Here is a 235-nt window from a genome sequence, read left to right on the forward strand (position 1 = left end):
AGTGCTGCTTCTTTCCCCTTAACCTTTTCTCCATTAGGGAGTTCATAATACCCTCCACCTACATGAACAATATCAGGGACAACAGGTTTATAATCACCAAGTGGTTCAGTCTCAAGGAATCCTTCTTTTTGTAGGAATTCTACTCTTTCTTGGTCATCTGTTTTATATGATTCTCCAACACTATAATGCACATAGGAGAACTTATCGCGAAACGCTGTAATTACTTTAAATTCTT

1 protein-coding gene is annotated in these 235 nt (G+C 37.4%); it reads right to left on the bottom strand.

Going from position 1 to position 235, the window contains the following annotated elements; genetic code table 11:
- The coding region (locus SB775_RS33955) for a hypothetical protein (RefSeq protein WP_410865695.1) at positions 1 to 235 on the bottom strand (235 nt) is incomplete at both ends.

The organism is Peribacillus sp. SIMBA_075 (assembly GCF_046534585.1).